Origin of the sequence: Bifidobacterium rousetti (assembly GCF_008698235.1) — a bacterium.
GTDB classification, from domain to species: Bacteria; Actinomycetota; Actinomycetes; order Actinomycetales; family Bifidobacteriaceae; genus Bifidobacterium; species Bifidobacterium rousetti.
This window is the reverse complement of record NZ_PEBH01000009.1, coordinates 78,781-102,213: the sequence shown is the minus strand read 5'-3', so window position 1 is coordinate 102,213 and position 23,433 is coordinate 78,781. Positions and strand designations below refer to the sequence as shown.

Annotated in this window: 31 protein-coding genes; 28 read left to right on the top strand and 3 right to left on the bottom strand. The window is 63.3% G+C overall.

The window, feature by feature from the left end:
* The first annotated feature begins 82 nt into the window (after positions 1 to 82).
* The 5 genes from CSQ85_RS09890 (at position 83) to CSQ85_RS09870 (ending at position 5,488) form a co-directional block, all read left to right on the top strand.
* The gene (locus CSQ85_RS09890) at positions 83 to 1,123 is read left to right on the top strand and encodes an NAD(P)-dependent alcohol dehydrogenase (RefSeq protein ID WP_150383913.1); all 1,041 of its coding nucleotides are present in this window, start codon (positions 83 to 85) and stop codon (positions 1,121 to 1,123) included.
* A 205-nt stretch (positions 1,124 to 1,328) separates the two neighbouring features.
* Positions 1,329 to 2,240, top strand: a complete 912-nt coding sequence (locus CSQ85_RS09885; RefSeq protein WP_190973003.1) for a helix-turn-helix domain-containing protein — start codon at positions 1,329 to 1,331, stop codon at positions 2,238 to 2,240.
* A 249-nt stretch (positions 2,241 to 2,489) separates the two neighbouring features.
* Complete coding sequence (locus CSQ85_RS09880) at positions 2,490 to 3,494, top strand: zinc-dependent alcohol dehydrogenase family protein (protein ID WP_150383912.1); 1,005 nt, start codon at positions 2,490 to 2,492, stop codon at positions 3,492 to 3,494.
* Positions 3,495 to 3,624: 130 nt separating this feature from the next.
* Entirely contained in the window at positions 3,625 to 5,010 is a 1,386-nt protein-coding gene (locus CSQ85_RS09875; RefSeq protein ID WP_150383911.1) for an MFS transporter, read from the top strand.
* Between the two features lie 76 nt (positions 5,011 to 5,086).
* Complete coding sequence (locus tag CSQ85_RS09870; RefSeq protein ID WP_150383910.1) at positions 5,087 to 5,488, top strand: VOC family protein; 402 nt, start codon at positions 5,087 to 5,089, stop codon at positions 5,486 to 5,488.
* A gap of 78 nt (positions 5,489 to 5,566) precedes the next feature.
* On the opposite strand, the gene CSQ85_RS13535 is transcribed toward CSQ85_RS09870, so the two are convergent.
* Positions 5,567 to 5,695 (bottom strand): hypothetical protein, encoded by a 129-nt coding sequence (locus CSQ85_RS13535; RefSeq protein WP_263390571.1) that lies wholly within the window; start codon positions 5,693 to 5,695, stop codon positions 5,567 to 5,569.
* A 132-nt stretch (positions 5,696 to 5,827) separates the two neighbouring features.
* Entirely contained in the window at positions 5,828 to 6,958 is a 1,131-nt protein-coding gene (locus tag CSQ85_RS09865; RefSeq protein ID WP_150383909.1) for an ROK family transcriptional regulator, read from the bottom strand.
* Positions 6,959 to 7,494: 536 nt separating this feature from the next.
* On the opposite strand from CSQ85_RS09865, the gene adhE reads away from it, so the two are divergent.
* Positions 7,495 to 10,227 carry a bifunctional acetaldehyde-CoA/alcohol dehydrogenase gene (gene adhE, locus CSQ85_RS09860; RefSeq protein ID WP_107042182.1) on the top strand — a complete coding sequence of 911 codons (2,733 nt, stop codon included), beginning with the start codon at positions 7,495 to 7,497 and terminating at the stop codon, positions 10,225 to 10,227.
* A gap of 192 nt (positions 10,228 to 10,419) precedes the next feature.
* Complete coding sequence (locus tag CSQ85_RS09855; protein ID WP_223846931.1) at positions 10,420 to 11,343, top strand: YwiC-like family protein; 924 nt, start codon at positions 10,420 to 10,422, stop codon at positions 11,341 to 11,343.
* A gap of 19 nt (positions 11,344 to 11,362) precedes the next feature.
* Here CSQ85_RS09855 and budA read toward each other — a convergent pair whose 3' ends face one another.
* Positions 11,363 to 12,127 carry an acetolactate decarboxylase gene (gene budA, locus CSQ85_RS09850; RefSeq protein WP_150383908.1) on the bottom strand — a complete coding sequence of 255 codons (765 nt, stop codon included), beginning with the start codon at positions 12,125 to 12,127 and terminating at the stop codon, positions 11,363 to 11,365.
* Between the two features lie 311 nt (positions 12,128 to 12,438).
* Between budA and CSQ85_RS09845 the strand changes: the two genes are divergently transcribed.
* From CSQ85_RS09845 to rpmD, 21 genes are all read left to right on the top strand, one after another.
* Positions 12,439 to 14,007 (top strand): MDR family MFS transporter, encoded by a 1,569-nt coding sequence (locus CSQ85_RS09845; RefSeq protein WP_395956782.1) that lies wholly within the window; start codon positions 12,439 to 12,441, stop codon positions 14,005 to 14,007.
* Positions 14,008 to 14,268: 261 nt separating this feature from the next.
* A complete protein-coding gene (gene rpsJ, locus CSQ85_RS09840) occupies positions 14,269 to 14,577 on the top strand; it encodes a 30S ribosomal protein S10 (RefSeq protein ID WP_003827292.1) in 309 nt (102 codons plus the stop codon).
* A 17-nt stretch (positions 14,578 to 14,594) separates the two neighbouring features.
* Positions 14,595 to 15,245 carry a 50S ribosomal protein L3 gene (gene rplC / locus CSQ85_RS09835; protein WP_107042185.1) on the top strand — a complete coding sequence of 217 codons (651 nt, stop codon included), beginning with the start codon at positions 14,595 to 14,597 and terminating at the stop codon, positions 15,243 to 15,245.
* Positions 15,246 to 15,251: 6 nt separating this feature from the next.
* Complete coding sequence (gene rplD / locus CSQ85_RS09830; RefSeq protein ID WP_107042186.1) at positions 15,252 to 15,911, top strand: 50S ribosomal protein L4; 660 nt, start codon at positions 15,252 to 15,254, stop codon at positions 15,909 to 15,911.
* Positions 15,912 to 15,916: 5 nt separating this feature from the next.
* Positions 15,917 to 16,213 carry a 50S ribosomal protein L23 gene (gene rplW / locus CSQ85_RS09825; RefSeq protein ID WP_043164517.1) on the top strand — a complete coding sequence of 99 codons (297 nt, stop codon included), beginning with the start codon at positions 15,917 to 15,919 and terminating at the stop codon, positions 16,211 to 16,213.
* 36 nt (positions 16,214 to 16,249) lie between these two features.
* Positions 16,250 to 17,080: a 50S ribosomal protein L2 gene (rplB, locus tag CSQ85_RS09820; protein WP_107042187.1), complete on the top strand. Its 831-nt coding sequence runs from the start codon at positions 16,250 to 16,252 to the stop codon at positions 17,078 to 17,080.
* Between the two features lie 15 nt (positions 17,081 to 17,095).
* Positions 17,096 to 17,374, top strand: a complete 279-nt coding sequence (gene rpsS / locus CSQ85_RS09815; RefSeq protein ID WP_003814508.1) for a 30S ribosomal protein S19 — start codon at positions 17,096 to 17,098, stop codon at positions 17,372 to 17,374.
* 15 nt (positions 17,375 to 17,389) lie between these two features.
* Positions 17,390 to 17,758: a 50S ribosomal protein L22 gene (rplV, locus tag CSQ85_RS09810; protein ID WP_107042188.1), complete on the top strand. Its 369-nt coding sequence runs from the start codon at positions 17,390 to 17,392 to the stop codon at positions 17,756 to 17,758.
* 2 nt (positions 17,759 to 17,760) lie between these two features.
* On the top strand, positions 17,761 to 18,564 hold the full coding sequence (gene rpsC / locus CSQ85_RS09805; protein WP_107042189.1) for a 30S ribosomal protein S3: 804 nt from the start codon (positions 17,761 to 17,763) through the stop codon (positions 18,562 to 18,564).
* 6 nt (positions 18,565 to 18,570) lie between these two features.
* Positions 18,571 to 18,990 (top strand): 50S ribosomal protein L16, encoded by a 420-nt coding sequence (gene rplP, locus CSQ85_RS09800; RefSeq protein ID WP_150383906.1) that lies wholly within the window; start codon positions 18,571 to 18,573, stop codon positions 18,988 to 18,990.
* A gap of 1 nt (position 18,991) precedes the next feature.
* Positions 18,992 to 19,246: a 50S ribosomal protein L29 gene (rpmC, locus tag CSQ85_RS09795; RefSeq protein WP_107042191.1), complete on the top strand. Its 255-nt coding sequence runs from the start codon at positions 18,992 to 18,994 to the stop codon at positions 19,244 to 19,246.
* Positions 19,247 to 19,248: 2 nt separating this feature from the next.
* Complete coding sequence (gene rpsQ, locus CSQ85_RS09790) at positions 19,249 to 19,509, top strand: 30S ribosomal protein S17 (protein ID WP_107042192.1); 261 nt, start codon at positions 19,249 to 19,251, stop codon at positions 19,507 to 19,509.
* A 113-nt stretch (positions 19,510 to 19,622) separates the two neighbouring features.
* Complete coding sequence (rplN, locus tag CSQ85_RS09785; RefSeq protein ID WP_107042193.1) at positions 19,623 to 19,991, top strand: 50S ribosomal protein L14; 369 nt, start codon at positions 19,623 to 19,625, stop codon at positions 19,989 to 19,991.
* A gap of 2 nt (positions 19,992 to 19,993) precedes the next feature.
* The gene (rplX, locus tag CSQ85_RS09780; RefSeq protein WP_107042194.1) at positions 19,994 to 20,329 is read left to right on the top strand and encodes a 50S ribosomal protein L24; all 336 of its coding nucleotides are present in this window, start codon (positions 19,994 to 19,996) and stop codon (positions 20,327 to 20,329) included.
* Entirely contained in the window at positions 20,326 to 20,901 is a 576-nt protein-coding gene (gene rplE / locus CSQ85_RS09775) for a 50S ribosomal protein L5 (protein WP_107042195.1), read from the top strand. The genes rplX and rplE overlap by 4 nt, the downstream gene beginning before the upstream one ends.
* Position 20,902: 1 nt before the next feature.
* Complete coding sequence (locus tag CSQ85_RS09770) at positions 20,903 to 21,088, top strand: type Z 30S ribosomal protein S14 (protein ID WP_003814530.1); 186 nt, start codon at positions 20,903 to 20,905, stop codon at positions 21,086 to 21,088.
* 83 nt (positions 21,089 to 21,171) lie between these two features.
* Positions 21,172 to 21,570 (top strand): 30S ribosomal protein S8, encoded by a 399-nt coding sequence (gene rpsH / locus CSQ85_RS09765; RefSeq protein ID WP_107042196.1) that lies wholly within the window; start codon positions 21,172 to 21,174, stop codon positions 21,568 to 21,570.
* A 17-nt stretch (positions 21,571 to 21,587) separates the two neighbouring features.
* Positions 21,588 to 22,127, top strand: coding sequence for a 50S ribosomal protein L6 (gene rplF / locus CSQ85_RS09760; RefSeq protein WP_107042197.1), 540 nt, complete (start codon positions 21,588 to 21,590; stop codon positions 22,125 to 22,127).
* A gap of 1 nt (position 22,128) precedes the next feature.
* Positions 22,129 to 22,500: a 50S ribosomal protein L18 gene (rplR, locus tag CSQ85_RS09755; protein ID WP_107042198.1), complete on the top strand. Its 372-nt coding sequence runs from the start codon at positions 22,129 to 22,131 to the stop codon at positions 22,498 to 22,500.
* Positions 22,497 to 23,243, top strand: a complete 747-nt coding sequence (rpsE, locus tag CSQ85_RS09750) for a 30S ribosomal protein S5 (RefSeq protein ID WP_181281918.1) — start codon at positions 22,497 to 22,499, stop codon at positions 23,241 to 23,243. The genes rplR and rpsE overlap by 4 nt, the downstream gene beginning before the upstream one ends.
* Before the next feature lie 2 nt (positions 23,244 to 23,245).
* Positions 23,246 to 23,431 (top strand): 50S ribosomal protein L30, encoded by a 186-nt coding sequence (gene rpmD, locus CSQ85_RS09745; RefSeq protein WP_043164486.1) that lies wholly within the window; start codon positions 23,246 to 23,248, stop codon positions 23,429 to 23,431.
* Positions 23,432 to 23,433: the final 2 nt, after the last annotated feature.

The following is a 23,433-nucleotide window of genomic DNA, read 5'->3' as shown; positions in this document are numbered from 1 at the left end:
TCGATCCGACGAGCCGATACTCAGCGAAGCTAATACTCGACAAACCAACAACCAACAAACCAACAACACAAGGAGAAACATCATGAAGGCAGTGGTTCTGGAGAAGAAGGGCGTGATCAACGTTCGCGAGGTCCCGGATGTGCAGGCGCCAGGCCCCGGTGAGCTGCGCATCGCACCGCATACCGTGGGCGTGTGTGGATCCGATCTGCACTACTACACGCATGGCCGAGTCGGCAAATACGTCGTCGAGAAGCCGATGATCCTCGGACATGAGGCCGCAGGCACCGTGTTGGAGGTCGGTCCCGGCGTCACCGGGTTCAAGCCGGGCGATCGTGTCGCTCTCGAGCCGGGCATCCCGGATATGACTTCGCGTGCGAGCCGTCTGGGCATGTACAATGTCGATCCGGCCGTCCGTTTCTTCGCAACTCCGCCGATCGACGGCTGCCTGTGCGAGGAGGTCATCCACCCCGCCGCCTTCACCTACCACCTGCCCGATACCATGAGCTACGGCGAAGGCGCCCTGCTTGAGCCGACCGCCGTGGGCATGTGGGCCGCTACCAAGGCCCGTATCAAGCCTGGTGATGTGTGCGTGGTCACCGGTTCTGGCACCGTCGGTATGCTGACCGCGTCCGCGGCGCTCGCCGGTGGCGCGTCCAAGGTGCTCGTCTCCGATGTCTCCGCCGTCAAACTCGGCATCATCGGTCAGATCCCCGGCATCATCCCCGTCGATCTGACCAAGGAGGACCTGGTCGAACGGGTCCATGAGGAGACGGCCGGATGGGGTGCAGACGTGGCGTTCGAATGCTCCGGCGCGCCAAAGGCATATGAGACCTTCTGGAAGCTCATCGCTCCCGGTGGCTGTGCCGTCCTGGTGGGTATCCCGGTCAACCCGGTGTCCATCGACATCACCGAATTGCAGGCCACCGAGGTGCGTATCGAGAACATCTTCCGCTATGCGAACGTGTATCAGAAGGCCATTGATTTGGTCGCCAGCGGCAGGCTGAACCTCAAGCCCTTTATCACCGACACGTTCGCGATGGACGATGCCAAGGCGGCCTTCGACCGCATGGATGAGGGACGTCCGGGAGACATCAAGCTGCAGATCACGGTCGATCATCGTTGATGTGCCGAATGTCGTCCTTTTGGGCGCCGCCTCTTTGACGACGGGCGAAACGGAGCTCGAGTGTCCATTCGGTTGACGGTGATCACCAAAAAGATTCCAGTTGGTGTTCGCCGTCGCCGGTCGACGCTCGAACTCCGTTTCGTCATATGCAGGGCGTACGCCGACAATATGTAGGCTGTGGATCAGCGGAGTGAGGAGGTTGGCTGTGACTGGTTCGGAAGGATTCGTCTCATCGGGTACAGGTGCGGGTGCCGGTTCTGGTTCCTTGGAGGTCATTGTTCCCGATGCCGGTGCGGCGATCCGATGGGCGTGCCATGGCTATCCGAATTCATTGGCGAAATGGCATTACCATCCCCAATTCGAGATACACCTGATTCGTGAGGGGACCGGTCAGCTGATGGCTGGTGACGGGTTGTTGCCGTTCGAGCCGGGGCATGTGGCGTTGATAGGCTCCAACCTGCCACATAATTGGCTTTCCGATCTCATGCCGGGGGAGCGGCTGGTGAACCGTGATGTGTTATGCCATGTCAGACCGCAGACCATTCGTATGCTATCGTCGGCGTTCCCCGAAACCTCCGGTTTCGAGCAGGTGCTACGGCGGGCGTCCCACGCGCTGGTCCTTTCCGGGGAATCGGCTCGTGACGTCGCTGATGTGCTGGTGGGGATGGGCGATCATTCGCCATCTCGGCGTGTGGCCGATTTGATCACCATGCTCTCGGTCTTTGAACAGGCTCCTGCGGGTGAGAGCCGCACCGTGGTCACTCCGGAATACAACCCGGCGGTGGCGGTGGGCGCCGAAAGCGGCGTCAACGCCGCGATCACTTATATTTCAGCGCATCTTGACGATGTGAGTTTGGAAGGGGCCGCCGACGCCGCGTCGATGAGTGTATCCACATTCTCACGTTTCTTCAAACGTGTGGCGGGAGTTGGGTTCGCCGACTTCGTGAGGCGTTTGCGGGTTGGCCGCGCCTGTCGCCTGCTGATTTGTACGGACATGCCGATCTCCCGTATCCAGCGGATCAGTGGTTATGACAACGCCTCCAATTTCAACCGTCGATTCCGCGATGAAACAGGCATGACTCCTTCCGCGTATCGGAAGGCGCACACAACGCGGTGATGGATTTCTCACGCAGCCACTGTTGGTGTGACGGTGGTCGGTGGGGTGTCACACCCGAACCGGTGAAGTGCGGGTAATGCATTAGTCTTACGACGCGCCGATGTAAACTTGTTTTAGAAAATAGATTTGCAAAATAGAGCCAAGGAAGTTATAGTGTGAGTCAACACCCCGCAAGGAACGCGGGATGGCAACCGAACGTCACATCCGACAACATGCCTTCGTAGTGGAAGGCGGTAGAAAGGGACCATCATGAAGGCACTCGTACTCACCGGCGTCAAGCAATTTGAGATCCAGAACCTGCCCACCCCCGAGATCGCCCCGGACGAGGTGCTCGTCAACACCGCATACGCCGGCGTGTGCGGCACCGACCACGACCTGTATGCGGGCCGTCCCGGTTCCGCGGCTGCCGTCCCTCCCATCGTGCTCGGCCATGAGAACTCCGGCATCGTCGCAGCGGTCGGACCGGAGGTGACGAACGTCAAGCCCGGCGACCGCGTCGCCGTCGACCCGAACATCTACTGCGGGCAGTGCGACTACTGCCTTACCCAGCGTCCCGAACTGTGCGATCATCTCTCCGCGGTCGGTGTGACCCGCGACGGCGGCCTCGCCGAGCAGTTTACGGCCCCGGCTTCCGTGGTCTACAGGCTGCCGGACAACGTCTCCCTCAAGGACGCCGCCGCCATCGAGCCGATCTCCTGCGCCGTGCACGGCGTCGATCTGCTCAGGCTGCGCCCCTACCAGAAGGCGCTGGTCATCGGAGACGGGTTCATGGGCCAGCTGTTCGCCCAGATCGTGCAGGCCTACGGCGTGCATCAGGTCGACCTCGCGGGTATTTTCGACGACAAGCTCAAGCGCAACCAGGAGCTGTTCGGTGTGAAGAACGTGTACAACACCACGCGCGAGTCCATTCCGGAGGAGTCCTATGACGTGATCATCGAGGCCGTGGGTCTGCCGACCACGCAGGCGCAGGCTGTAGCGGCCGCGCGCAAGGGCGCCCAGGTGCTCATGTTCGGCGTCGGGCCGCAGGAGGCGCACTTCGAGATGAACACCTATGACATCTACAAGAAGCAGCTGACCATTCAGGGCTCCTTCATCAACCCGCTCACCTTCAAGGACGCCATCAGTCTGCTCGAATCCGGCAAGCTGGACGTCGCACCGCTCATCAGCCACGAGCTCGGGCTCGACGAGGTCCAGGACTTCCTCGACGGGAAGATCAAGGGCGTCTCCAAGGCCGTCGTCAAGCTGGGCGACTGAGCTTCACCATACTTGGCCGCCGGTTTTTCCCTTTTCCCGGCGGCCATCACCTTTTCCGCTGTCTGTTCTTTGCATGATTTGTCCTTTCCATGACCCACTTTCGACAACGTTGTTCCTGTAAGGGTTATCTATGATTCGCTTCTTTGAAAAATTCGGCATCCCCCGTGCGTTGCTGCTCGGATTCCTCGCCGTGGCCATCTTCATGACCGGCGATGGATTCGAGCTCACCTTCCTGTCCAAATACATGGTCGATCAGGGCTTCACCGCCGCACAGGCGTCCGGCCTAGTCACCGTCTACGGCCTGTTCGCCGCGCTTGGCGGATGGACGGCCGGCGTGCTTGCCGAGATGTTCGGCGCCCGCCGCGTCATGATGTTCGGCGCCTGCTGGTGGATCGGCGTCCATCTGGTGTTCCTCGCTTTGGCGCTGCCGAGCGGCGTCTACCCGTTCATCCTGTCCGTCTACGCGGTGCGCGGACTCGGTTACCCACTGTTCATCTACAGCTTCGTGGTACTCATGGCGCAGTACATCAGCCCTGCGCGCCTCGCCTCCGCCACCGGCTTCTTCTGGACCTGCTTCTCGCTGGGAATCGGCGTGTTCGGCGCCTACCTGCCGAGCTTCATCATGCCGGTCTTCGGTGAATACCGGACCTTCTGGTTCGCGCTGCCGTTCTCCATCGTCGGCACGGTCATGTGTTTCCTGGTCGTGCCGAAGAACAAGGTCGTCAAGGGAGAGGGCCTGAGCACCAGGGAGAAATTGAAGGAACTCACCGACGGCGCCACCATCCTGTTCACCAACCGCAAGATCGCCGTCTGCGCCGTCATCCGCATCATCAACAACCTGCTGCTGTACGGTTTCCCGGTCATCATGCCGCTCTACCTGTGCACCACGAAGTACGGTGGCATCAACATCTTCAAAACCGAGGAATGGATGCGCATCTGGGGTTTCGTGTTCGTCGTCACCCTGGTCTTCAACACCTTCTGGGGCTGGTTTATGGATCGCTTCGGATGGGTGTGGCCGATGCGCTGGTTCGGCTGTGGCGTGCTCGCCGTCGGATCCGTCGCCTTCTACTACATCCCGCAGTGGTTCGGCGCAAACACGGCGATGATGATCATCGCCTCCATCATCGTCGGCATCGGCACCTGCGCGTTCTCCTGCCTGCCGACCATCATGACGCTCGAGGCGCCGGACAAGCAGGGTGCCGCCCTTTCCGCCTACAATCTGGCCGCAGGCCTGACCACGTTCGTCGGTCCGGGCATCGCCACGCTCCTGCTGCCGTCGATCGGCATCGAAGGCATCTGCTGGACGTACGCGGCGCTGTATGTGGTGGCGTTCCTGCTCACCTGCACTTTGCATCCGACGCAGCCCGGCTTCGACGAGAGGGGGCGTCGCATCAGGAACGAAGAGTCGGCCGATGCCGAGATGACGGGGGCACCCGTCGCCGCCGGTTCGGCATCCGACGCGCATCCGGTCGAAGTGACCATGGCGGCCAGCCGGTCCGCAGCGGCCCTCGTTTGAACACGGGACTGGTGCGATACTCTGGATCGTATCGATTCGATCACATTCATCACATTCAATTCAAAGGAGAACCATCATGGCCAAGCCGATGACCGCATTCACCACCGACCTCCAGCACTCCGGCATGATCGCCAGGGATCTGGATGAGACCATCGCCTTCTACCGAGAGAAGCTCGGCTTCGAGCTGGTCGGCCTTTACCTGAACGGCGGGAACCGTTGCGCGTTCCTGCGCTACGGGCACCTGACCATCGAGACGTGGGAGGGGGAGGAGGCTCCGATGACCGCCGGCGCCATCAACCACTGGGCGCTTGACACCCCGGACATCGAGGACGCGTGGGAGAACGCCAAGGAGCTGGGGCTCACGTTCAAGGAGACCGAGATCCAGTCGATCCCCACGTTCTGGAAGAAGGGCATTCGCTACTTCAACGTCTACGGCCCCAACGGCGAGACGATCGAGTTCTGCGAGATCGTCAAGTAGATTCGATCTCGCGTCGCGTCGCGATCCATCGGCCGGTGCGCTCCATTGCGCATCGGCCCTTCGCATATGTGAGGAGGGTCAGCGCTTCTCGATGGCCTCGAGGGCGTTGAGGGTGGACTCGCTGTAGCCGGCCCGGGCGAGGGCGTTCACGCCGCTGACCTCGAGTCCGCGAAGCACTGCCGCCATGATCTTCTTCCTATTCAACATGATTGGTTCCTTCCGTTGTTTGCACCCTAGGGGGTGATCGGCCGGTGTCTTCAGCCGCCGGTGACAGCGTAACGCCTGACCGCGACTTATATGAATGGTTTTTCTAAAACATGATTGCATTACCGGTCGGGGCTATTCGCTGCAGATTCCGTCCAGATAGGTCTCGACATAGCGCAATGCCGCGCCGATGATGTTCTGATCCTCCGCGCAGTGGCTGCGGCGTAACGTGAACCGTTCGGTGCCGAACGGTGTGTGATCGACGACACGGCGTCTGAGGTCGTCGATGTCGTCGTCCTCCAGATACTGCGCCGCCTCGCCGCCGACGATCACATCCCCGGCGACGACCGACCGCGCGTTGACGATCGCCTGTGTCACGTAGTCGAGCCATTCGTCCATGCGCTCGCGGTGGTGGCGTTCGCCTTGTTCGAGTACGCTGAAGAATCCGGGAATGGACTCGTAGTCCTCCGGCAGCGATTCCGGTGAGCAGTAAGGGTCCATGCACCCGCGCTGGCCGCAGTAGCATTCGCGTCCTCCCGGCACGAGCGTCATGTGCTCGATCGCCCCGTTGCACAGGTTGGGGCCCTGGTTCAGCTTGCCGTCCACGATCACCGCGCCGCCGGGGCGTCGTTCGAGGTAGATGCACACGGCGTCGGTGATCGTTTTGTCGAACCACAGCTCCGCCATGGCGGAGGCGTCGGAGTCGTGAATCATCATGCATGGACGGTGTATGGACTGTGCGATGGTATCGAGTGTAAGCCCGGTGTTGTGCATGATATTGCCGAAGACGATCGTGCTTCCGTCGTGGCAGATGATACCTTGGATCGCGAAGGATACGCCGAGCACGGTGCCGTGTCGTTTCTCGACGTTCGCCGCGAAGTTCTCGATGATGACGCCGATGCGTTGGTAGTAGGCGTTCGTGTTGCGGTAGGGGAGCGTGCGGCTGAAACGCTCGACGACGGTGCCGGCGAGGTCCACCGCGCACATGCGCACCTCGTTCGCCCGCATGGTTACGCCGATCGCGGTGCGGTGGTCTGGATTGAACTCGTACGCCTGTGCCTTTCTGCCACCTGTCGATTCGCGAAGGTTGCCTTTGTGGATGATGCCGTCCTGTTCGAGGGCGCGCAGGTTCTGCGTGATGGTGGGCAGGCTCAGTCCCAACTCGCGTTCCAGCTCCTGTTTGGTGACGTGATTGTGCGTGTACAGGTATTGAGTCATCGCCTTGCGGTTGTGCGCTTTGACCGCCGTCGATGGCATCGCCCTCATGTGGTGACCTCCGCTGTGATGTCGTTCTATCCTTCGTTGGTGCCGCCATTATACAAGCTTACTTTGTAAAAGCGTGTTCTCGTTCATTGGAAGAAGGTGTCCGGGGTGCAGAGCAGTGGATGTAGGCTTCGAGGAGTCGGAGATGGTGAGTCGTCGTTGATCGCCCATCTTTTTGTAACTGGCTTTCTTGAATTGTGAATGAACTGTATACATTTAGAAACCCTTTTTCTAAAAGATGTCGTAGACAATGTGTGTTTCTTGTGGTCGGATTATCAGAAAATGAACAAAAAGTACCAATATAGAGCTGTTTTTTTGATTTTGTGAGGTTTTTAGAACAGAAAATAACAAAATCCGCTCATAAACTCCCATGAAACGCCGACGATTTTGTGCGTATGCGCCACTGCGTGGCCTTCGGTATATTGTGACCTAGGCCACATGCGGACGGCCGTGCGCCGGAAGCGACGGGCGGGACCCGCATGCTGGAGATGTCCATATACATGACATGTTGTGCAAATACCACCGATCGAGGAGGATTCATGGCAGACGCAAAGAAGGCCGACACCCCCACCAAGCCGACTCCGGAGGAGAAGCAGGCGGCGGCCGAGGCCGAGGTCGACGCGCTGGTGCAGAAGGGTCTGAAGGCCCTGACGGAGTTCGAGAAGCTGGATCAGAAGCAGGTCGACCACATCGTCGCCAAGGCGTCGGTCGCGGCGCTGAACAAGCACCTGGTGCTGGCGCGCATGGCGGTCGAGGAGACAGGCCGTGGCCTGGTCGAGGACAAGGCCACGAAGAACATCTTCGCGTGCGAGCACGTCACGAACTACATGGCGGGTCAGAAGACCGTCGGCATCATCCGCGAGGACGACGTGATGGGCATCGACGAGGTCGCCGAGCCGGTGGGTGTGGTCGCGGGCGTGACGCCGGTGACGAACCCGACGTCGACCGCGATCTTCAAGTCGCTGCTGGCATTGAAGACCCGTTGCCCGATCATCTTCGGCTTCCACCCGGGCGCGCAGAAGTGCTCGGTCGAGGCCGCGCGCATCGTGCGCGACGCCGCGATCGAGGCGGGAGCGCCGGCGGACTGCATCCAGTGGATCGAGCACCCGTCGATCGAGGCGACCGGCGCGCTGATGAAGCATGACGGCGTGGCCACGATCCTGGCGACCGGCGGCCCGGGCATGGTCAAGGCCGCGTACTCGTCCGGCAAGCCGGCCCTGGGCGTGGGCGCGGGCAACGCGCCGGCCTATGTCGATGCGGACGTGGACGTCGTGCGCGCCGCGAACGACCTGATCCTGTCCAAGCACTTCGACTACGGCATGATCTGCGCCACCGAGCAGGCCATCATCGCCCACAAGGACGTGTACGCGCCGCTGGTCAAGGAACTGAAGCGCCGCAAGGCCTACTTCGTGAACGCCGATGAGAAGGCCAAGCTCGAGCAGTACATGTTCGGCTGCACCGCGTTCTCCGGCGGCACGCCGAAGCTCAACTCCGTGGTGCCGGGCAAGTCCCCGCAGTACATCGCCAAGGCCGCCGGCTTCGAGATCCCCGAGGACGCGACGATCCTGGCCGCCGAATGCTCCGAGGTGTCGGACAACGAGCCGCTGACCCACGAGAAGCTCGCCCCGGTGCAGGCCGTGCTCAAGGCCGACAACAAGGAGCAGGCGTTCGAGATGTGTGAGGCGATGCTCAAGCTGGGCGCCGGCCACACCGCCGCCATCCACACCAACAACCAGGATCTCGTGCGCGAGTACGGCCTGAGGATGCACGCGTGCCGCATCATCTGGAACCAGCCGAGCTCGCTGGGCGGCATCGGCGACATCTACAACGCGATCGCCCCGTCGCTGACCCTGGGCTGCGGCTCGTACGGCGGCAACTCGGTGTCCGGCAACGTGCAGGCCGTGAACCTGCTCAACATCAAGCGCATCGCCCGGAGGAACAACAACATGCAGTGGTTCAAGATCCCGCCGAAGACGTACTTCGAGCCGAACGCCATCAAGTACCTGCGCGACATGTTCGGCATCGAGAAGGCCGTGATCGTGTGCGACAAGGTCATGGAGCAGCTCGGCGTCGTCGACAAGATCATCGACCAGCTGCGCGCCCGCGCGAACAATGTGACCTTCCGCATCATCGACTACGTCGAGCCGGAGCCCTCGGTCGAGACGGTCGAGAAGGGCGCGGAGATGATGCGCGAGGAGTTCGAGCCGGACACGATCATCGCGGTCGGCGGCGGCTCGCCGATGGACGCGGCCAAGATCATGTGGCTGCTCTACGAGCACCCGGAGATCAGCTTCGGCGACGTGCGCGAGAAGTTCTTCGACATCCGCAAGCGCGCGTTCAAGATCCCGCCGCTGGGCAAGAAGGCCAAGCTCGTGTGCATTCCGACCTCGTCCGGCACCGGTTCGGAGGTCACGCCGTTCGCGGTGATCACGGACCACAAGACCGGCTACAAGTACCCGATCACCGACTACGCGCTGACCCCGTCGGTCGCGATCGTGGACCCGGTGCTTGCGCGCACCCAGCCGCGCCGCCTGGCCTCGGACGCCGGCTTCGACGCGCTGACGCACAGCTTCGAGGCGTACGTGTCGGTGTATGCGAACGACTTCACCGACGGCATGGCGCTGCACGCGGCCAAGCTGATCTGGGAGAACCTGGCCGAGTCGGTCAACGGCGAGCCGGGTCTGGCCAAGACGGTCGCGCAGGAGAAGATGCACAACGCGGCCACGATGGCCGGCATGGCGTTCGGCTCCGCGTTCCTGGGCATGTGCCACGGCATGGCCCACACGATCGGCGCCCTGTGCCACATCGCGCACGGCCGCACGAACTCGATCCTGCTGCCGTACGTGATCCGCTACAACGGTCAGGTGCCCGAGGAGCCGACCAGCTGGCCGAAGTACAACAAGTACGTGGCCGACGAGCGCTACCGCGACATCGCCCGCAACCTTGGCGTGGACACCGGCAAGACCCCGGCCGAGGCCGTGGAGAACCTCGCGCGCGCTGTCGAGGACTACCGCGACAACAAGCTCGGCATGAACAAGAGCTTCCAGGAGTGCGGCGTGGACGAGGACTACTTCTGGAGCGTGCTTGACCAGATCGGCATGCGCGCCTACGAGGACCAGTGCACCCCGGCCAACCCGCGCATCCCGCTGATCAACGACATGAAGGACATCGCCATCGCCGCCTACTACGGCGTCAGCCAGGCCGAAGGCCACAAGCTGCGCGTCGAGCGCGAGGGCGAAGCCGCCACGGAGGAGGCCTCCGAGCGCGTCTGAGCCGGATCGGTGACACGACGTCCCTGATTCGGTCATGAGGGTCCCGGTTCCTTTCGAGGAGCCGGGACCTTTTTCGCGTCGCACGCCGATTGCCGCCGTGATTTCCGCCGCGCCGATTGCCGCGCCGCTTCCCGCCTTGTTTTCCGCCATATGTCTACCGGTTCGCCCGCCCATCCCGTATGGTGGTGACCCATGAGCACTACCAGAGGCAGAAGGCGTGGCATGCGCGCGACCGTCACGTCCACCATGCGCCGGTGGGTTCCCGACCAGCCCGGCGCATGGGTGATGGCGACCGCCCCGGCCCTCGCCGGACTCGTCGCCGGCACCGAATACGGGCGGGCCACCGTCGCCGCGTTCTGGCTGCTGGCCTGCTGGGTGCTGTGCTATTGCGTGCAGTTCACCGTCGCCCGATGGCTCAAATCCGGTTTCGCGCGCCGTTACCGCGGGCCCGCGCTCGTCTACTGCGTGGCGCTTGCCGCGATGGGCGTCCCGTTCGTCGTCCTGCATCCGGGCATCCTCGCCTGGGCGCCCGCGTTCGCGGCCCTCGCCGCCGCGTCGTTCGTCGCCGCGTGGAAGCGCCGCGAACGCTCCCTGTGGTCGAACGGAGTCGCCGTCATCGCCGCCAGCCTGATGCCGTCGCTCACGTTCGCCTACGGCGCGCTCGGCACGGGCGCCGCCGGCGTTGCGTCCGTCGGCGGGCCGATGTCGTCGATGGTCTCGATGGCTTCGATTCCGCCGTTGACCGACGTGGGCGTGGCGTTGTTCCGGTATTTCATCGTCACGCAGTTCGGCTCGGTGCTGTTCGTCAAGACGATGATCCGTGAGCGCGGCAACCGCTCCTATCTCATCGCGTCCTGGATATGGCACGCGGCGTTCGTCGCATGGTCGCTGTTCGCCGCCGGCCTCGGCCGCGGGCTCGTGCCCGATTCCTCGTTGACCGCACAGGCGGGTCCGTGGCTCGTCATCGTGGCCGTGATCCTGTTGGCGAGGGCGGTTGTGCTGCCGTTGCTGGCGCGGTTCCGCCCGATTCGCCCGATGGTGACCGGTGTGGTCGAAGGCGTGACCAGCATCGTCGCGTTCGCCGGCAGTCTGGGACTGACGCTCGGCGCGGCGTGAGCCGGCCCGGTGCGAGCCACTATTTCGCGGTGTCGCTCTCCGCGTTGGTGATCGCCTCGGCGATGTTGTCCCGTGAGAAGTCGTGGTTGCGGTAGTCGGGATTGTCCACCGGCAGGTGCGTGACCAGCGTGTCGAATACCTGGCTCAAGATCTCGCCGCGCTCGAGCACCGCGTCGAGCACATGCCCGCCGATCGAATGGTCGTCGGCGAGGAAATGCTCGTGGAATCCCGCCACCGCGGCCCCGTGGAACATGACCGGCGAGAAGTAGCCGAGCATCGTGCCTTTGACGTCGTGCCCGAGGAATATCGCCTGACGGTCGGCCACCTCCTCCAGCGTGGGGTAGGGGGCCTGCTGCTTGATGACCGCGCGCGTCTTGATGAAGCTGAACGTGCCGCGCACGATGACCGAGAAGAACGTGTTCGCGCGTCCGTTCGCCTCGACGATGCGCCGGTTCAGTTCCTCCAGTCCGATGTCGCTGCGTTCGCACTGGTACTGGAACGCCGCGCGGTGGATGTTCGCGAACGGCAGCGTCAGGTCGTCCGGCACCGCCTCGACCACACCGGTGCGCCCGACCTTCCACGCGTGTCCGTCGAGCACGATGATCTCGCCGTCGAGACCTTCCCCCGTGCCGATGCCGGTGTCGCCGTGGGTGAGCAGTTCGCCCATCGTGGTGGTGCCCTCCAGCAGTCCCGGCACCAGCAGCGCCAGCGTGCCGTGCTGGTAGAGCACGTTCGCCCTGTGTTCGTGGATCGGCTCGATGGCCTTGCCCTTGAGTTCGCTCACGATTCGTAATATAAAGGCCGCGCGAATCGTCCTTCAAGACCCCGCATGGTCGGATGGACGTGAACTGTCTCACACCGTTGTCGAACTCGCCTTGAATAGCCCCGAATAGCCCCGGATCGCCCGAACCAGCTCTGAATCGCCTATGGGCGAAAGCCCGCGACACCGTACAGAGGTGGGTATAGCGTATCCGAGTGCTTTTGTGGGCGCGGCGGGCGAGGGACGCCTGCGCGGCCCGGTGCGGCACGGGAAGAAGTATGCGGCATATGGCAACCACACGCGGAACGGACAGGCATGGAGCGGATGGGCGCGGAATGGACAAGGTGCTCACCCGTGAGGAATCGTTCGTCGACGGCAAGCTCACGCACACGGCGTTCGTCTCGCTGGCGATCCTCACGTTCATCACGTTCGTCGGCAACTTCACCCAGCTCCAGTTGAGCGCGGCCCTGCCGTCGATCGTCGACGAGTTCGGGATCAACGTCACCACCGGTCAGTGGCTCACATCGGTCTTCCAGCTGGTGATGGGCGTGATGGTGCCGCTCACGGCGTTCCTCACACGCCGGTTCTCCACCCGCCAGATCGTCATCGTCTCGATGGCGGTGTTCACCCTCGGCTCCGTATGCGCGTGGCTCGCGCCCTCGTTCCTGGTGCTGCTGCTCGGACGCGTGCTCGAGGCGATCGGCACCGGCGTCATGTGGCCGGTGCTGCAGATCACCGTCTTCTCGATCTATCCGCTGTCGCGTCGCGGCGCGGCGATGGGCATGGTCGGCATCGCGATGAGCGTCGCCCCGGCCATCGGCCCGACGCTCGGCGGACTCCAGACCGACGCGAACGGCTGGCGGTCGATGTTCCTGACGCTGACCGTCATCGGCGTCGTCTCCCTGATCGCGGCGTGCCTGTGGCTGCACAACTTCGGCGAGAACGATCCGTCCGCACGCGCCGACTTCTTCTCCGTGGCGTTGTCGATCTTCGGATTCGGCGGCCTGATGTTCGGCTTCACGAACATCGAGAACTATCCGTTCGCCAGCCCGATGGTGTGGGGGGCGATGCTGGTCGGCGTGATCGGCATCATCTGGTTCGTCGTCCGTCAGATCCGTCGCGCGCATATATATAAGGAGTACGCCGCGCGTCATGCCGCGGGCGACGATGCGGCCGATCCCGCATCCATCGGCCCCGCGAACAAGTCCCCCGAACCGCCGCTGCTCGATCTCGGCGTCCTCAGGAACCGCTCGTTCACCGTCGGCACCGTCACCGCCTCGCTCGCGTTCTTCGCGTTCAGCTCGATCCTGGTGATCATGCCGCTGTACATCCAGAACGACCGCGGCTTCTCCGCCACGATGAGCGGCCTGATCATGCTCCCGGGCGCGATCGGCCAGTGCATCTCGCAGCTGTTCGGCGGCAAGGCGCTCGACCGCTTCGGTGCCCGCCCGGTCGCCCTGTTCGGCGCGATCGTGCTCACCGTCGGCACGGTCGGCATGAGCCTGATCTCCTCCGACACATGGATCTGGTGGGTGTCGATCTGCCAGTTCGTCCGTCAGATCGGCATGGGATCGCTGCTGATGCCGATCACCACCTGGTCGCTCAATTGCCTCGAGCCCGATGAGATCTCTGCCGGCTCCTCCGTGACCAACACGGTGCGTCAGGTGGCCGGCGCGATGGGAGCGCCGATCCTCGTCATCCTGATGGAGACGTTCACCGCGGTGCGTCACGCGGCCGGATTCGACGCGATCTCCGCGAACATCTTCGGCATCCAGTGGGCGTTGCGCATCTCCGCTGCGATCTGCTTCGTCATGGTGATCCTCGTCGCGGCCGGCGTGCGCGGCGACGGCGCCGGCTCCACCCGTGAGGCCACCCGCCGCGCCCTCGCCCGTCTGCGCAAGTAGTGGCGCGACACGCCGTGGGGTCGGAGCATCATGTTTCGTCCGACCCCGGTGCTTAGATAAACAAGTTGCCTGATTTGGGCTCGCACATTGGAAATAACAAAGCGAGCACGGGGCCGGGGTCGCACAAGCGATCACGGTGGGCCGTGCACTGATGTCGGATGACCGCCAGAGGACGTATGTCCAAGGGAGGCCATGCGCGCCGGTGCCCTTAAGAAGCAGGCTGGTAAACAGTACACGAATCGCTAGAAAGGGCGGACGGCAATGGCGGGACAGAAAATCCGCATCAGGCTTAAGTCCTATGACCACGAGGTCATCGACCAATCGGCGAAGAAGATCGTCGAAACGGTGACGAACGCGGGCGCAACTGTTGTTGGCCCCGTTCCGCTGCCGACCGAGAAGAACGTTTTCTGTGTTATTCGTTCTCCTCATAAGTACAAGGATTCTCGCGAGCACTTCGAGATGCGCACGCACAAGCGCCTCATCGACATCGTGGACCCGACCCCGAAGGCCGTGGACTCCCTGATGCACATCGATCTGCCTGCGGACGTCAACATCGAGATCAAGCTGTAAGGGAGGAGGGAACCACTATGTCGCAAAGGAACGATTGCAAGGCTCTGCTTGGCAAGAAGATCGGCATGTCTCAGGTCTGGGACGAGAACGGTTTCTTCGTGCCCGTCACGCTGGTGGACGTCTCCACCAACGTGGTCACGGCCGTCAAGACCGATGAGACCGACGGCTACACCGCCGTCCAGATCGGCTACGGCCAGATCGACCCGACCAAGGTGACCAAGCCGCTCGCCGGCCACTTCGCCAAGGCCGGTGTCACCCCCCGTCGTCACCTCGTCGAGGTGCGCGAGGACAACGCCGCCGAGTACACGGTCGGTCAGGAACTGACCGCCGAGCTCTTCGCCGAGGGCACCGAGGTCGACGTGACCGGTACCACCAAGGGCAAGGGCTTCGCCGGCACCATCAAGCGCTGGGGCTTCAAGTCCTACCGCCGTTCCCACGGCTCTCACAAGAACGAGCGTCGCCCCGGCTCCGTCGGCGCGTGCGCTACCCCGGGCCGTATCCTCAAGGGCAAGCGTATGGCCGGTCGCATGGGTCATGTGACCTCCACCACGCAGAACCTCACCGTCGTCTCCGCTGATGTCGAGAACGGCATCCTCGCCATCAAGGGCGCCATCCCGGGCCCGAAGGGCGGCATCGTTCTCGTCCGTTCTGCGGTGAAGGGAGCCTGATAAACCATGGCAAACGTTACTCTGAACGTCACTGACAACGCCGGCCAGAACACCGGCACCGTCGAGGCGCCCGCCGAGCTCTTCGGCATCTCCGCCGAGGACGTGCAGGCCCACGTCCCGCTGATCCACCAGGTCGTCGTGGCCCAGCTTGCGGCCGCCCGTCAGGGCACCCACGCCACCAAGACCCGCGCCAACGTTTCCGGCGGCGGCAAGAAGCCGTGGAAGCAGAAGGGCACCGGCCGCGCCCGTCAGGGCTCCATCCGCGCCCCGCAGTGGTACCACGGTGGTGTCGTGTTCGGCCCGCAGCCGCGCGACTACTCCCAGCGCACCCCCAAGAAGATGAAGGCCGCCGCCCTGCGCTACGTGCTGTCCGACCGCTTCAACGCCGGTCGCATCGCCGTGGTCGACTTCGGCATCGGTGAGACCCCGTCCACCAAGGCCGCCGTCGCCGCGCTGAGCCCGGTCACCAACGACAAGTTCACCACCGTCGTGCTCACCCGCGACAACGTGAACGAGTGGCTGTCCGTGCGCAACATCCCGACCGTTCATCCGATTTTCGTCGATCAGCTCAACACGTACGACGTGGTCACCGCGCAGTACGTCGTCTTCACCAAGGAGGCCCTCGAGGCCTTCGTCGCGGCGAAGACCGAGCCGAAGGAGGCCTGATTTTCATGGTCGCTATTCACAAGCCGGCACACGACGTGATCCTTAAGCCCGTCGTCTCCGAGAAGAGCTACGCCAACTCCGATCGCGGCCAGTACACCTTCGTGGTGGCCCCGTCCGCGAACAAGGTGCAGATCAAGCAGGCTATCGAAGAGATCTTCAATGTCAAGGTGACGAGCGTCAACACCCTCAACCGCGCTGGCAAGAAGCAGCGCACCCGCACCGGTTTCGGTCGTCGCGTCAACGAGAAACGCGCGATCGTGACCGTCGCCGAGGGCCAGACGATCGACATCTTCGGTAACTGAAGGCTAGCCGAGAAAAGTTAAAGGAAGAACTACATTATGGCTATCCGCGTTTATAAGCCGACGACTGCAGGCCGCCGCAACGCGTCCGTCTCGGACTTCTCCGAGATCACGCGCTCCACGCCTGAGAAGTCGCTGGTTCGCAAGCTGTCCAAGACCGGCGGTCGCAACTCTTACGGCCGTATGACCTCCCGCCACCGCGGCGGCGGCCACAAGCGCCAGTACCGTCTCATCGACTTCCGTCGCTGGGACAAGGACGGCGTGCCGGCCACGGTCGCCCACATCGAGTACGACCCGAACCGTACCGCCAACATCGCCCTCCTGCACTACGCGGACGGCGAGAAGCGCTACATCATCGCGCCGAAGGGCATCAAGCAGGGCGACCGCATCGAGACCGGCGCCCAGGCCGATATCAAGCCGGGCAACAACCTCCCGCTGAGGAACATCCCGACCGGTACCATCGTGCACGCGATCGAGCTCCGCCCGCTGGGTGGCGCCAAGATCGCCCGCTCCGCCGGTGCCGCGGTTCAGCTCGTCGCGAAGGACGGCGCCTACGCCCAGTTGCGTATGCCGTCCGGCGAGATCCGCAACGTCGACGCGCGCTGCCGCGCCACCGTCGGCGAGGTCGGCAACGAGGACCACGCCAACGTGCAGCTCGGCAAGGCCGGTCGCGCCCGTTGGATGGGTAAGCGCCCGATCACCCGTGGTGAGTCCATGAACCCGGTCGACCACCCGCACGGCGGTCGTACCCGCGGTGGCAAGCCGCCGGTTTCCCCGTGGGGCAAGGGCGAGGTTCGTACCCGTCGTCCGAAGAAGGCCTCGAACAAGATGATTGTTCGTCGTCGTCCGAATGGCAAGAACCGCAAGTAAGGAAGATTCGAAGAGATGACTCGTAGCATCAAGAAGGGCCCCTTCGTCGACGCCCACTTGCAGAAGAAGGTCGACGAGCAGAACGAGAAGGGCACCAAGAACGTCATCAAGACGTGGTCCCGCCGTTCGATGATCACCCCCGATTTCATCGGCCACACGTTCGCTGTTCACGATGGTCGCAAGCACGTCCCGGTGTTCGTCACCGAGGCGATGGTCGGCCACAAGCTCGGTGAGTTCGCCCCCACGAAGACCTTCAAGGGCCACGTGAAGGACGACAAGAAGGCCCGCCGCTAAAGGAGAGCATGACTTATGGAAGCTAAAGCAATCGCCCGTCACGTCCGCGTGACGCCGCGCAAGGCTCGTCGCATGGTCAACCTCATCCGAGGCAAGCAGGCGACCGAGGCCGTTACCATTCTCAAGTTCGCCCCTCAGGACGCGTCCCTGCCGGTTCGCAAGGTCCTCGAGAGCGCGATCGCCAACGCTCGTTTCCAGGCTGACAAGGCCGGCGAGCCGTTCCGCGAGAACGACCTGTACATCAAGGAGACCTATGTGGACGAAGGCGTGACGCTCAAGCGTTTCCGCGCCCGCGCCCAGGGCCGTGCCGCTCGCATCAACAAGCGCACGAGCCACATCACGGTCGTCGTCGCCAACAAGGCCAACAAGGAAGGAGCCCGCTAAAGATGGGTCAGAAGATCAATCCGTTTGGCTACCGTCTTGGCATCACCGAGAACCACCGCTCCAAGTGGTTCTCCGACTCCAACAAGGCCGGCGAGCGTTACTCCGACTTCGTGCTTGAGGACGACAAGATCCGCAAGGAGATGAACAAGGACCTCGAGCGCGCCGGCGTGAGCAAGATCGTCATCGAGCGCACCCGTGACCGCGTCCGCGTCGACATCCACACCGCCCGTCCGGGCATCGTGATCGGCCGCCGCGGCGCCGAGGCTGAGAAGGTCCGCGCCAAGCTCGAGAAGCTGACCGGCAAGCAGGTCCAGCTCAACATCTTCGAGGTCAAGAACGCCGCGCTGGACGCCCAGCTCGTCGCTCAGGGCATCGCGGAGCAGCTGACCAACCGCGTCACCTTCCGTCGCGCCATGCGCAAGGCCCAGCAGGACGCCATGCGCGCCGGTGCCAAGGGTATCCGCATCAAGCTCTCCGGCCGCCTCGGCGGTGCGGAAATGAGCCGTTCCGAGTTCTACCGCGAGGGCCGCGTTCCGCTGCAGACCCTCCGCGCCCTGATCGACTATGGCTTCTTCGAGGCCAAGACCACCTACGGCCGCATCGGCGTCAAGGTGTGGATCTACAAGGGCGACATGACCGAACGTGAGTTCGAGGAGCAGCAGGCCCAGCAGAACAACCGCCCCGGCCGTCGCGGCGATCGCCGTCCGCGCCGTGGCAACCGCAACGCCGGTGCCGGTCGTCAGCAGTCCGAGGCCCCGAAGGCCGAGGCCGCTGAGGCTCCCGCCGCCACGGAAACGAAGGAGTGAGCTAGAATGCTTATCCCAAAGAGGACCAAGTACCGCAAGCAGCATCGTCCGATCCGCTCTGGCATGTCCAAGGGCGGTAACGAGATCAACTTCGGTGATTTCGGCATCCAGGCGCTGGCCCCGGCCTACGTGACCAACCGCCAGATCGAGGCCGCGCGTATCGCCATGACCCGCTACATCAAGCGTGGTGGTCGCGTGTGGATCACGATTTTCCCGGATCGCCCGCTCACCAAGCACGCCCTCGGCGCCCGAATGGGTTCCGGTAAGGGTACGCCTGAGTTCTGGATCGCCAACATCCACCCCGGTCGCGTCATGTTCGAGATCGGTGGTGTCTCCGATGATGTCGCCAAGGAGGCTCTCCGCCGCGCCATCGACAAGCTCCCCATGAAGTGCCGTGTGATTGCTCGTGAAGGCGGTGACATCTGATATGGCAGTCGGAACCGAAGAGTACTCCATCAAGAACCTCAATGAGAAGACCAACGCGGATATCGAGGGCTTCCTGAAGAAGTCCAAGGAAGAGCTGTTCAACCTGCGCTTCCAGCACGCCACCGGTCAGCTCGAAAACACCGCCCGCCTCAAGGCCGTCAAGAAGGACATCGCCCGCATGTACACCGTGCTGCGCGAGCGTCAGCTTGGCATCACCTCTGAGCCGGCCGCCACTGAAACCGCTAAGGAGAAGTGATCATGGCTGAAGAGCGCAACTTCCGCAAGGTTCGCCGCGGTTACGTCGTGTCCGATGCGATGGACAAGACCATCACCGTCGAGCTCGAGAAGCGTTCGACCCACCCGCTGTACGGCAAGGTCGTCCGCACCACCAAGAAGGTCAAGGCCCACGATGAACACAACGAGGCGAAAATTGGCGACCTCGTGAGTATCATGGAGACTCGGCCTCTGAGCAAGACCAAGCGTTGGCGTCTCGAATCCATCATCGAGCACGCCAAGTAAAAACAAGTTCGGCAAGGCTCGCCGTCCACCGGGCGCGGTATGAATAGATACTCTGTGCTTATTCCTCTACCGCCCCGGTGTGCGGGGAGAACCAGCTCGGCTAAGGAGAATCAATGATTCAGCAGGAAACGCGGCTTCATGTCGCCGACAACACGGGTGCCAAGGAACTCCTTGCCATTCGCGTGCTCGGCGGTTCGAAGCGACGCTATGCCGGCCTGGGCGACGTCATCGTCGCCTCGGTCAAGGACGCGATCCCTGGCGGATCGGTCAAGAAGGGCGACGTGGTCAAGGCCGTTGTCGTCCGCACCGTCAAGGAGCACCGTCGTGCCGACGGCTCCTACATCAAGTTCGACGAGAACGCCGCCGTCATTCTCGGCTCCGGCCGTGAACCGAAGGGCACTCGTATTTTCGGACCGATCGCTCGTGAGCTGCGCGACAAGCGCTTCATGCGCATCGCGTCCCTCGCTCCGGAGGTGATCTGACAATGGCAGCCAAGATCAAGACCGGCGACCAGGTGAAGGTCATCCGCGGCAAGGACCGCGGCAAGGAGGGCACCGTCAAGCGCGTGCTGCCCAACGACCGTCTGATCGTCGAAGGCGTCCAGATCGTCAAGAAGCACGTTCGCGCGACCCAGCAGGGCCAGCAGTCCGGCATCGTCTCCACCGAGGCCCCGATCCATCGCTCCAACGTGATGGTCATCGACCCGGAGACCAAGCAGCCGACCCGCGTTGGCATCGTCGTGAAGGAAGAGGCGCGTGACGGCAAGGTCAAGACCGTGCGCGTGCGCGTCGCCAAGAAGTCCGGAAAGGAGCTGGCATGACCGACACCACTACCGTCGAAGCGCCGGCCACCCCGCGCTTGAAGGTGCAGTACAACGAGCAGATCATCCCCGAGCTCGAGAAGGAGTTCAAGTACTCCAACCCGATGCAGGTCGCTCGCGTGCAGAAGGTCGTCGTCTCCATGGGCGTCGGCGCCGCAGCGCGTGACTCCAAGCTCATCGAAGGCGCCGTCAAGGACCTCACCCTGATCACCGGCCAGAAGCCGAAGATCACCAAGGCCAAGAAGTCCGTCGCGCAGTTCCACCTGCGTGAGGGCCAGGCCATCGGCGCGTACGTCACCCTGCGTGGCGACCGCATGTGGGAGTTCCTCGATCGTCTCCTGTCGCTGGCTCTGCCGCGTATCCGCGACTTCCGCGGTATCAACGGCCACCAGTTCGATGGTCAGGGCAACTACAACTTCGGTCTCACCGAGCAGTCCATGTTCCACGAGATCGATCCCGACTCGATCGATCACCAGCGCGGTATGGACATCACCGTGGTGACCAGCACCAAGGACGACAAGGAAGCCTACGCGCTCTTGAAGCATCTCGGCTTCCCCTTCAAGGAGAACTGATATGGCAAAAACCGCTCTTAAGAACAAGGCGGCCGGCAAGCCGAAGTTCAAGGTGCGTGCCTACACGCGCTGCCAGGTCTGCGGTCGTCCCCATTCCGTGTACCGTAAGTTCGGCCTGTGCCGCATCTGCCTTCGCGAGAAGGCCCACCGCGGCGAGCTCCCCGGCGTTACGAAGTCCAGTTGGTAAACATCGACGCTGAAGGTCCGCGGCCTTGCTCCCGATAGGGGAGCGGGCGGCGGAAACCACGGCGAGAAAGGGCACTAGCCCACATGACAATGACAGATCCGATCGCAGACATGCTTACGCGTCTGCGTAATGCGAGCGCGGCGAAGCACGAGACCGTGGACATGCCGTACTCCAAGTTCAAGGCGAACATCGCCGAGATCCTCAAGCGCGAGGGCTACATCAAGGACTTCGCCGCCAAGGAGGCCAAGGTCGGTCAGACCCTCGAGGTCACCCTCAAGTACGGCCCCAACGGCGAACGCTCCATCCAGGGCATCAAGCGCATCTCGAAGCCGGGCCTGCGTCGCTACGCCAAGTCCGACTCCCTGCCGATGCCGCTCGGTGGCCTCGGCATTGCCATCATCTCGACTTCGTCGGGACTGCTGACCCAGAAGGAATGCCTCGACAGGGGCATCGGCGGCGAGATCGTCGCCTACGTGTGGTGAGAAAGGAGAGCTGACACATGGCATCGCATATTGGTAAGCTCCCCATCGCCGTTCCCGCTGGCGTTGAGGTCAAGATCGACGGTCAGAACTTCGAGGCCAAGGGCGCCAAGGGTTCCGACTCCTACGTCATCCCGGAAGGCATCTCCGCCGCCGTCGAGGGCAACGAGATCATCGTCACCGCCGCGGACGACCTTCGTCCGACCCGTGCCAAGCACGGTCTGGCCCGCTCCATCATGGCCGGCATGGTCAAGGGCGTGCACGATGGCTACGCCAAGACCCTCGAGATCGTCGGCACCGGTTACCGCGCCGTCGCCAAGGGCCAGGGCATCGAGTTCTCCCTCGGTTACTCGCACACCATCACCGTCAACCCGCCGGAGGGCATCACCCTCAAGGTGACCGACCCGACCCACGTGGTCGTCGAGGGCACCGACAAGCAGCAGGTTGGCCAGGTCGCCGCTAACATCCGCAAGCTGCGCGCTCCGGAACCCTACAAGGGCAAGGGCGTGAAGTACGCCGACGAGCATATTCTGCGCAAGGCTGGAAAGGCTGGTAAGTGATATGACCGTCACTATTTTCGGCAAGGGCAAGAAGGTCGCGCGTCTGCGTCGCCACGCCCGCATCCGCAAGCACATCACCGGTACCGCCGAGCGTCCGCGTCTGGTGGTCACCCGCTCCAACCGTCACATGGTCGCCCAGATCGTCGACGACACCCAGGGCAAGACCCTCGTGTCCGCTTCGACGCTGACCGCCGAGTTCGCCGGTTTCAAGGGCACCAAGGTCGAGGCCGCCAAGAAGGTCGGCGAGCTGGTCGCTGAGAAGGCCAAGGCCGCTGGCATCGAGGCTGTCGTGTTCGACCGTGGTGGCAACAAGTACACCGGTCGAGTCGCCGCCGTCGCCGATGGCGCCCGTGAGGGAGGTCTGGCACTGTGAGCGAAGAAATGAAGGAAACCCAGGTGGCTGAAGAGACTCAGAACACTCAGGCTGCTCCGGCTGAAGAGAACAACGCCAACGACGACCGTCGTGGCGGCCGTCGTGGCGGCCGTCGCGGCGAGGGCCGCCGTGGTGAGCGTCGCAACCGTCGCGAAGAGAACAAGGGCGATGAGCTCCTCGATCGCGTCGTGACGATCAACCGCGTGTCCAAGACCCACAAGGGTGGCCGTACGTTCAGCTTCGCCGCCCTCGTGGTGGTCGGCGACGGCAACGGCACCGTGGGTGTCGGCTACGGCAAGTCCCGTGAGGTCCCGGCGGCCATCGCCAAGGGCCAGCTGGACGCCAAGAAGCACATGTTCACCGTGCCGCGCGTTCGTGGCACCGTGACCCACCCGGTGATCGGCCACGACGCCGCGGGCACCGTCCTGCTGCGCCCGGCCGCCCCCGGTACCGGCGTTATCGCCGGTGGCCCGGTCCGCGCCGTCATGGAGTGCGCCGGCATCACCGACGTGCTGTCCAAGTCCATGGGCTCGCCGACCGCGATCAACATGGTGCGTGCGACCGTCGACGCCCTCAAGCACCTTGAGGAGCCGGAGGAGATCGCCGCCCGCCGTGGTCTGTCGCTCGAGGAAGTCGCCCCGGACGCCCTGCTGCGCGCCCGCGCCCTCGGCATCGCCGAGGCCCGCAAGGCCCGCGAGGAGGCTCAGGCCGCCAAGGCCGCCGAAGCGAAGGACGGTGAGTGAGTATGGCCAAGAACCTGAAGATTACGCTGCATCACGGTCTCGTGAACCGTAAGCCGAACCAGCGCGCGACCGCCCAGACCCTGGGCCTGCGCAAGATCGGCCAGACGGTCGTCCGTGAGGACACCCCGGCCGTGCGTGGCATGGTGAACGCCCTGCGTCACCTGGTCACTGTCGAGGAGGTCGACTGATT